We start from the raw sequence: 7,580 nt of genomic DNA on the forward strand, positions 1-7,580 counted from the left end.
GGGCCTACGGCTTTATCGAGGGAATGAGGCTTTGCTGGAATGACTGGAAGCCCTTGCTGTCGACACCGCAAGGGCAAGCCTGGTTCAGGCCGATCGCCCTGCTGGGCGAAGACGAGTTCTCAGAGGATCAGGACGAGCTCACCAAGACGCCTGCCATGAGGGCCAAGCTGGCACTGCAGATCCCACAAGTTGTCCTGGACATGCATGCCCACTGGYTACCGCTGAGACTCGCTGTCTATGAACGCACGGTGGCCAGGTCGATGCAAATCAAGGTGGGACGCAACGAGCCTTGCCCCTGTGGGAGCGGCAAGAAGTTCAAGAAGTGCTGCGGCGCTGCGGCTGACCTTCATTGAGGCAGATCGCGAGAGCCCCAGACGGTTCACTGCGTCGTGAGTCGCCAGGGCAGCAGCGCCTCGTAGTCATCGGCCGTTTGCGCCAGCGGCAGCTTCTTGAACAGGGCGACGAGGTAGCGATACGGCTCGACGTTGTTAGCCTTGGCCGTCTCGATGAGTGAATAAAGATTGGCGCTGGCGTTCGCWCCRCCGACGGTGTCGGCGAAGAGCCATGAGCGGCGACCAACGACGAATGGTCTGATGGCGTTTTCAACCGGGTTGGAGTCCAGCGGCCAGGTCCCGTTGTCCAGGAAGCGGACGAGTTTGGGCCACTGGCCGTGCAGATAGTGCAGCGCCTCGCCCAGCAGGCTCGCTGGGGCGACGGCGTGCAGGTGCGCGAGCAGCAACTGTTCGATCTGCTTGACCACTGCGGCGCTGTAACGCTGGCGCAGCCGGAGACGGCGCTGCGGCGCCCACCCCGTTGCCAGCGCCTCCGCGCGATAAAGCTTGCCGATGAGTTTGATGATTCGTGTGGCCAACTGGTCCGGCGACCGGGCTGCCTTCGGTATGGCCTCCTCGGCCTTGATCAGGGGTCGGCGTGCGTGAACCCAGCATCCAAGGTGCGTGAGACCACCGGCCTTGGCGATGCCGTTGTAGACCTCGTAGCCGTCGGTGATGAGCGTGGTGCCGGGGCGGATGCCGGCATACAGCTTCTCGGCGTGCACGGCGCCGCGACCCGGCGCATAGGCGAACAGCCGTACTGGTGGGCCGGTGCCGTTCATCTGCGCCCACATGAAGCTCTTCGTCTGTGCCTTGCGCCCGGGCTCCTTCAGGACTTGGACCGTCGTCTCGTCGCCGTAGATCAGATCCGAGTCGAGCAGGTGATCGCGCAGCAGGTTGATGACGGGCTGCACCGACCGGCCGATGCGCACGACGCCGGCGGCCAGCGTGTTGCTCGCGATGTCGCCACCGAAGCGGCGCAGCAGTGCGGCCGTGCGGTACAGAGGCATTCCGAACTGGTACTTGCCCGTGATGATCCAGGCCTGAGCCTGCTCAGTGAGCAGCCCGCGCGGGATGATGCGTGCCGGCGTCGGCGCGACCTTCAGGCTCTGATCGCAGCAGGGGCAGGCGTACTTGATGCGGTGGTGCTGCAGCACACGCACCTGCTCGGGAATGACGTCCATCTGCTCGCTGACCTCGGCGCCGATCTCCACCAGCGCATGGCCATCATGGGCGCACGCGCGCTCGGATTCGGGTAGCTCGTGGCGCACGATCTCGCGCGGCAGTGCGGGATCCAGCGGCTTGCGTCCACGCTTCTTGCGCTAATGGCCTGCGATTGGTGTCGACTCCTCGTCATCGGTCTCAGCCGGCAGCGTCTGCGAGGTCGCCGCGAGCGCCTCAGCCTCGTTGAGGAACAGGTCCTTCTGTTCGCTGCCGCGGGCCTCGCTCTTGGCGGAGAACAGCTGGCCCTGCAAGGCTCGCAGCCGCTCCAGCGCCAGGTCCCGCTCGGTGGTCACCACGCGCAGTTCGCCAACCAGAGATTCGCTGCGCCGAGTGGCCTCGGCCAGCGCCTGCTGCAGGGCTGCGAATTCTTCGGCGGTGGGCATCTGGACCATCGCCTGCTTCGATCCACATGGCGCGCAGGCGTTCCAGGATCATCGCACTTTCATGCAAATTCTTCGCGCCGCTGCACGCCGTGACTGACCTCGATCAGGCCACGCGCGCGTAGACACGCTGGGGGTGCTTGCGCACGACTGCGAGGTCGATGCCATCGAGCAGCCAATGAAGCTCCTCGACTGTCAGCTTTGGCACCGACGCTGCGTCGGGCCAGATGAAGCGATCCTGTTCGAGTCTCTTCATCAACAGCCAGAAGCCGTTGCGGTCCCAGGCCAGGATCTTCACGCGATCGCGCCGACGATTGCGGAAGACATACACTGCCTTGGCGAACGGATCCAGGCCCAAGGCCTGTTCGACCAAGACCGCCAGCCCGTTGAGACCGACGCGGAAGTCGATAGCCTCACGGTGCAGGTAGACCCTCAGATCTTCGTCGAAGCGGAACACCGCAGGCTCCCAAGCATTTGAATCAAGTCGCTGGCCTGGCGCATATCGCATCCACGAAGATCGACCACCACGCCGTTGGGCAACCGCGCTTGCAGATCCACGATCGTCGCGGTCTCTGGCTTCGTTGCCTCGAGGGTCACCGCAACAAATGCCTGCTCCGGCAACTCTGCGTTGGCGATCGGCACGACAGCCTGGGTCGACGCGCGCTCATGACGACGAATCCAGGCGCTCAACTGATTCGCGTTGATCCCGCACTCGCGAGCGATCCTCGCAATCGACATCCCCGGCTCGCGGCACGCGAGAATCAGATCCCGCTTTGCCTGCGCGTCATAGACACACCGCCCGTCGCGTTTGCGCCCGACAACGAGGCGCTTGCCCAACTCCGACAACCACTCTGACATTACGTTCCCATGTTGCTGTACATGGGAACGTAGCTTCATCGTCCACGGCGGCCGCCGCAAGGACGTGGTTTATTGAGCGCTTACGTTCCAGTGGCGCAAGCTCGAACGTCAAGGGGCGCTGACGGCCGTCTCGGCCGGCGAGGCCGTGGTGCCTGCATCGGAGCTGGCTGCCGCCCGTGCCGAGATCGCCAAGCTGCAACGCGTGCTCGGCAAGAAGACCCTGGAGAACGAGATCCTCAAGGAGGCTGTGGAGTACGCCGCCGAAAAAAAGTGGATTGCGCGCTCGCCCTTGCTGGACGGGGACGGCCAGTGATGGCCGTCTGCCGTGCGCTGGGGTTGGCGCGCTCCAATATTCATCGTCTGCAGGTTCGACCTCAGGATTGGGTCGACGGTCGAACACAAAGAGCCGCTGCCGCCGGCGACGCTGCGTTGCTCGCCGAGATCAAGGCTCAGATCACGGAACTGCCGACCTACGGCTATCGGCGCGCTTGCGCATTGGTGAACCGGCAGCGGGTCAACGTCGGCGCGCCGCGCGTGAACGCCAAGCGCGTCTACCGGGTGATGGTGGGCAATGCCTTGCTGCTGCCGAAGGCGCCCAGACGTCGACAGTCCAGCCGGCCCCACGAGGGCAAGGTGGCGGTCGAGCTCAGCGATACGCGCTGGTGCTCGGACGGATTCGAGATCAAATGCGACTCGGGCCAGACCGTCACGGCGACGTTCACAAAGGACTGCTGCGACCGCGAGATCGTGGCGTACCGGGCGTGGGAGGGCAAAGGGCTGCCGGGCGAGCCGGTGCGCGAGATGCTACCTCACCGATGCCAGGACCGTGATGGCGCAAATGGAGGCCCGCCTTCGAGCACTTCAACCAGGTGCACCCGCACTCGAGCTTGAAGATGAAATCACCCAGGGAGTTCAGGCAGCATCGCGCTGCCCAACAGCGTCTCGCTCACGCCGAGACGCTACATTGCGAATAGACCGTGGCCTGAAATACGGGGGCAAGATCACACCGACGAGTTGAGGCATTTCAGACCCAAGAGTGAAATGTTCTTGGAACCTCTCTCAGATCTGGATGGGGATCCGACAATCCAACTCGCCAGGGCTTTTGCAAAAGAACCGATCGGCGAGATAGACAGACGCGTAGGAACGCACGTCGTAGTGGACCCAGGTCGGTGCCACGTTGTCCGGTTCCAGTGACTTGCGGTTCGCGGCACCCCATCCGACCTGCGCATTCGACAGCTCGACGAGCCGGCCTCGAATCTCATGGCATTTGATGGCGTCCTCTCGCTTGCCTTCGCCGCGCGCCAGCGCGACGTCTAGGTCGACCGCCTTACCGCAGTGATTCGTGGTGTTGCGGTGATGTTGCTGGTTGTCAACTCCACAGCGGTAGCCCGAGCTGAAACTGAAGCGGTGCTCGGGCATATAGAAGAAGGCGGCCCTCACTGCCCAGAGCAGCATTCGGTGGATGCCCGGGTACTCGTAGAGGTGGAATGCTTCGTTCTTGTCGTTGCCCAGGTATTTGCCTTTGAAGCGCCCTTGGCCAAAGCCGTCGCATTTTCCGCAATGGCATTTCAATGCGCCGAAGTCTATGGGGAACTGTTCCGCAAACGAATCGATCGCCCTTAGGGTTTCGCCGTCCGCAATGCCGGAAGGATCCGCGTGGCCCATGACGTCACGCTGAAACGTGGTGACCTGCAGTTCGGTGCCAGGCCCGAACTCGCCGTCGGGCAGCGTCCCGCGGAAACCAGCAAGACGAATCTGCAGTTCCTCTACGTCCTCACCTACCATATCTTTCGACAGATTTCTCGTTCCGTAGCCCATCCTGACCTCCAGACTGCCGCCCAGATTCTCAGTGATTGGCGTAGCTGGACATCGGCAATCTGCACTATGCGCTCGGCTCTCTGGCGACGCCAGCGGCAGAGCGAATCGAATCCACAAAGATGAGGATGCTAAATTCCATCCAGGAGTGACCCAGTGAGAGCCCGGCGATGACGCCGAAAGCGAACTGGCTCCAATATGCCGGAATAGGATCGTGCTCTTCTTGGGCACGTCGTGTTGGCCGATCGCGCGCTCGAAGAACCAGCCTGTAGCCGTTACTCCATGGCGAGCGGTAGCAGGAAGTCAACCGTCTGGCCCAGCCGATCGTCGCCTCAGTACAAAAACTTCCACTGGCCGCCCACGTGCACGTAGGTCTCGTCGACACGCCTCGAGCGCCCCACACCGAACTGCTGGTGCTTGACTTCGAGGCCAATCCCCAGGGTCAGGACATGACGCTGCTCGAGGCGGAGCACTTCGTGCACGAAAATTTTGCCGCCACAGGCCGATACCCCGGACTGTACTCAGGACACACCATCAAGGAGGCATTGCTGTCGGCAGGCATAAATTCTCCTGCACAGACGGAATTATCCAAGTGCTGGCTCTGGTTCGCCCGCTACGGGCCCCCGCCCTTGATTCCCAAGGTGTGGGATCACTGGACGTTGTGGCAATACACGGACGGTGCAGCAGGCGACGAGCCGCACGTCGCAGCCGGTGTAGGCCGATACGATCGGAACAAGTTCGACGGCTCTGAGGATGAACTGCGCACCTTCTGGCGAGCCTCGGCTTGAACGCACGTCCATAGCAGACCTCTAATGAAAAGCGGTTGGTGAGCCGCTCAGCGTCGTATCGGGGTGGCGCCGGTTCCATCTCAGTAAATCGGCGCGCTTTGGGTCGAAAACTCGCTATGCGACAGGGACTTACGAGCTTGAAACCTCTGCGCGCGATCTGAATGCATAAGTCGTTGATTTCAATGGAAAATTTCGGGGCTACCGTGTCATTCCGCACCCAAAGTACTACAAGGGCTTCCACCGAATGCAAGCGATGTTCGGCCTTGACGGCCCCTGCTGTGCGGGGGTCGTTGACGTCGGCACAGCGGATTGGACATCACCCCGATCGTTGGGCGGCAGGCAACTGGAACATGTCCTGGTGGATCGGGCCCGAGCCCTGCACGATGGCCGTCGTGCCGCCGACCAGGCCACATTTGTCCATGGCGGGCTTGATCAGCTCCTTGTCGACCTTGTCGAAGTCGATAGCTTGCCGCCGGAATCCTTCTTCTCGCCAACCCCCCGAATCACGAAACAGTCCATCGCGCGCCTCCCTTGGCTTGCTCGACCTTGTCACTCGTCCAGTTCGTACGACTCCTCGAACTTCTTCGCGCTGACGGCGTAGGAGTCAGACCCATCCTCTTCGTTGGACACAAGCCAGTCGCCCGACTCGTAGTTCGTGCCGCCTTCCTTCGTCGCCACGCGGCCGCCTTCAGCCGCCTGCTCGGCCCAGACCTTGCCGGTCTTCACATACGTGCCCTGCCCCTCGGCCGTGTAGGTACGCGCGAAGGAGACGGCGTCCACCGAGTACACCTCGCCGTTGTTGTCCACCAGCCAGTCGTTGGCCTTGCAGCGCTGCTCTTCACCCCATTTCTGGTATCTGAAGCCTTCCGTGTCCAGCTTGAGCTGCACCGCGACCACCGGCTTGCCCGGCCGGCGGCGGTAGCGTTGTCGTTCACCCATGAGAGATCCTTTGATCTGTTTGAAAGCTTAGTGAGGTTGCGCCTTCCGCACATCCTACGGATTGCGGAGCCGGCGCTTGACAAGGGCCCGGCCCTCGCCCTTCGTGGCAATCAGCGCGCCACCCACTTCCACCCCAGCCGGTCTAGCGGGTCCGCACTTGACCACCGTCGGCGTCTGCGTGGCATGCGCCACGCCGCCGGTGGACAAGTCTTCGCTGTCGCCAGTCACTTCTGACGTCTCCCCCATTTCCGGTCAGTTTTAAACTGGAGTTGGGCGGTTTTCGGCTTGTTGATCTGGCCTCTTTTTGACGAACTCACTGGGGGTCAGGTGGCCCAGTGATCCGTGTGGGCGGTGATGGTTGTAGTCATGCTGCCAAGCCTTCAACTTTTCCCGCGCATCTTGCATCGTAATGAACTCGTTGACGTTCAGGAATTCGTCGCGCAAGCGACCGTTGAATGACTCGATCAGACCGTTGTCAGTGGGCTTGCCGGGACGCGTGTAATCGAGCTTCACTCCGCGTCGCCAGGCCCATTCATCGAGCGCTTTGGAGGTGAACTCTGTGCCGTTATCCACCGTGATTGCCTTGGGCCAGCCACGCTCGATGGCAGCCTGGTCGAGGGCCTTCCCAACGCATCGACCCGTGAGCCGGAAGTTGGCCTCTAGAGACACACTCTCGCGACTCCACTGATCGATCACCGTGAGCACGCGGAACGCCCGTCCATCGAGCATCTGGTCATGGACGAAATCCATGCTCCAGTGCTGATTGAGACCCGTGGCCGGCACCGGTCGACCGCGCTGCAGGCTGATGCGCTTGCGGCGTTTGACCTTCATGCGAAGCTGCAGCCCTTCCAGTCGGTACAGGCGATAGACCCGCTTCTTGCCGACCGCCCAAGGGGATTGCGGTAGGGACGGAGGTTGAGTATGAGTACATGGCTCAACCGGGGGCGCCTCCGGCGGCCTGGCAGGGGGCCTGAAGACAAAGAGAAATCAGTCAAGACCCAATACTGTTCGGATAGAGAAATTTGATGTAAAATGACTGCCGTCGCAACGACGGAGTCGAGCATGGCGAGAACCAAGGCGGTCCTGGGCAGCGGAGCCAGGCTGGCTGACTTTCTGAGCGCCAGCCTGCTGGCGCGGGTGGTGCCGGCCGAGGTGGTGAATGCGGTGCTCGACGCCCACGGCTGCAATTCGCAACGCGTGCGCAGCTTTCCGGCCGTGGCGGGGGCGTACTACTGCATGGCGCT

The 7,580-nt window shown here is 62.2% G+C and carries 7 protein-coding genes and 4 pseudogenes; 4 read left to right on the plus strand and 7 right to left on the minus strand.

What is annotated here, in order from left to right:
- Window positions 1-353, plus strand: a 353-nt coding sequence (locus AC1DYD_RS40745) for an SEC-C metal-binding domain-containing protein (protein WP_478178393.1), incomplete at its 5' end; no start/stop codon positions are given.
- Window positions 354-379: 26 nt separating this feature from the next.
- Here the strand turns inward: AC1DYD_RS40745 and tnpC are convergent.
- The 3 genes and pseudogenes from tnpC to tnpA all read right to left on the minus strand — a co-directional run bounded on the left by tnpC (window position 380) and on the right by tnpA (window position 2,794).
- Window positions 380-1,948, minus strand: a pseudogene (gene tnpC, locus AC1DYD_RS40750) (IS66 family transposase).
- 94 nt (window positions 1,949-2,042) lie between these two features.
- Entirely contained in the window at window positions 2,043-2,393 is a 351-nt protein-coding gene (tnpB, locus tag AC1DYD_RS40755; protein WP_478178394.1) for an IS66 family insertion sequence element accessory protein TnpB, read from the minus strand.
- Entirely contained in the window at window positions 2,369-2,794 is a 426-nt protein-coding gene (gene tnpA / locus AC1DYD_RS40760; RefSeq protein WP_478178395.1) for an IS66 family insertion sequence element accessory protein TnpA, read from the minus strand. The genes tnpB and tnpA overlap by 25 nt, the downstream gene beginning before the upstream one ends.
- 79 nt (window positions 2,795-2,873) lie before the next feature.
- Here tnpA and AC1DYD_RS40765 point away from each other — a divergent pair.
- Window positions 2,874-3,768, plus strand: a pseudogene (locus AC1DYD_RS40765) (IS3 family transposase); the annotation flags it as partial.
- 85 nt (window positions 3,769-3,853) lie between these two features.
- Here AC1DYD_RS40765 and AC1DYD_RS40770 read toward each other — a convergent pair.
- Entirely contained in the window at window positions 3,854-4,612 is a 759-nt protein-coding gene (locus AC1DYD_RS40770; protein ID WP_478178398.1) for a peptidoglycan-binding domain-containing protein, read from the minus strand.
- A 207-nt stretch (window positions 4,613-4,819) separates the two neighbouring features.
- Window positions 4,820-5,019, minus strand: a pseudogene (locus AC1DYD_RS40775) (DDE-type integrase/transposase/recombinase); the annotation flags it as partial.
- 3 nt (window positions 5,020-5,022) lie between these two features.
- On the opposite strand from AC1DYD_RS40775, the gene AC1DYD_RS40780 reads away from it, so the two are divergent.
- Window positions 5,023-5,397, plus strand: a complete 375-nt coding sequence (locus AC1DYD_RS40780) for a glycoside hydrolase family 25 domain-containing protein (RefSeq protein ID WP_478178396.1) — start codon at window positions 5,023-5,025, stop codon at window positions 5,395-5,397.
- A 549-nt stretch (window positions 5,398-5,946) separates the two neighbouring features.
- Here AC1DYD_RS40780 and AC1DYD_RS40785 read toward each other — a convergent pair.
- Window positions 5,947-6,336 (minus strand): hypothetical protein, encoded by a 390-nt coding sequence (locus AC1DYD_RS40785; protein ID WP_478178397.1) that lies wholly within the window; start codon window positions 6,334-6,336, stop codon window positions 5,947-5,949.
- Window positions 6,337-6,594: 258 nt separating this feature from the next.
- Window positions 6,595-7,221 (minus strand): annotated as a pseudogene (locus tag AC1DYD_RS40790) (IS3 family transposase); the annotation flags it as partial.
- 177 nt (window positions 7,222-7,398) lie between these two features.
- Here AC1DYD_RS40790 and AC1DYD_RS40795 point away from each other — a divergent pair.
- On the plus strand, window positions 7,399-7,580 hold a 182-nt coding region (locus AC1DYD_RS40795; RefSeq protein ID WP_478178195.1), incomplete at its 3' end, for a transposase domain-containing protein.

This window comes from Variovorax sp. P4_B11, from assembly GCF_056402355.1.

Coding starts and splice junctions, on each gene's coding strand:
- tnpA (WP_478178395.1), bottom strand. CDS start 2,794: ATGTCAGAGTGGTTGTCGGAGTTGGGCAAGCGCCTCGTTGTCGGGCGC.
- AC1DYD_RS40785 (WP_478178397.1), bottom strand. CDS start 6,336: ATGGGTGAACGACAACGCTACCGCCGCCGGCCGGGCAAGCCGGTGGTC.
- AC1DYD_RS40770 (WP_478178398.1), bottom strand. CDS start 4,612: ATGGGCTACGGAACGAGAAATCTGTCGAAAGATATGGTAGGTGAGGAC.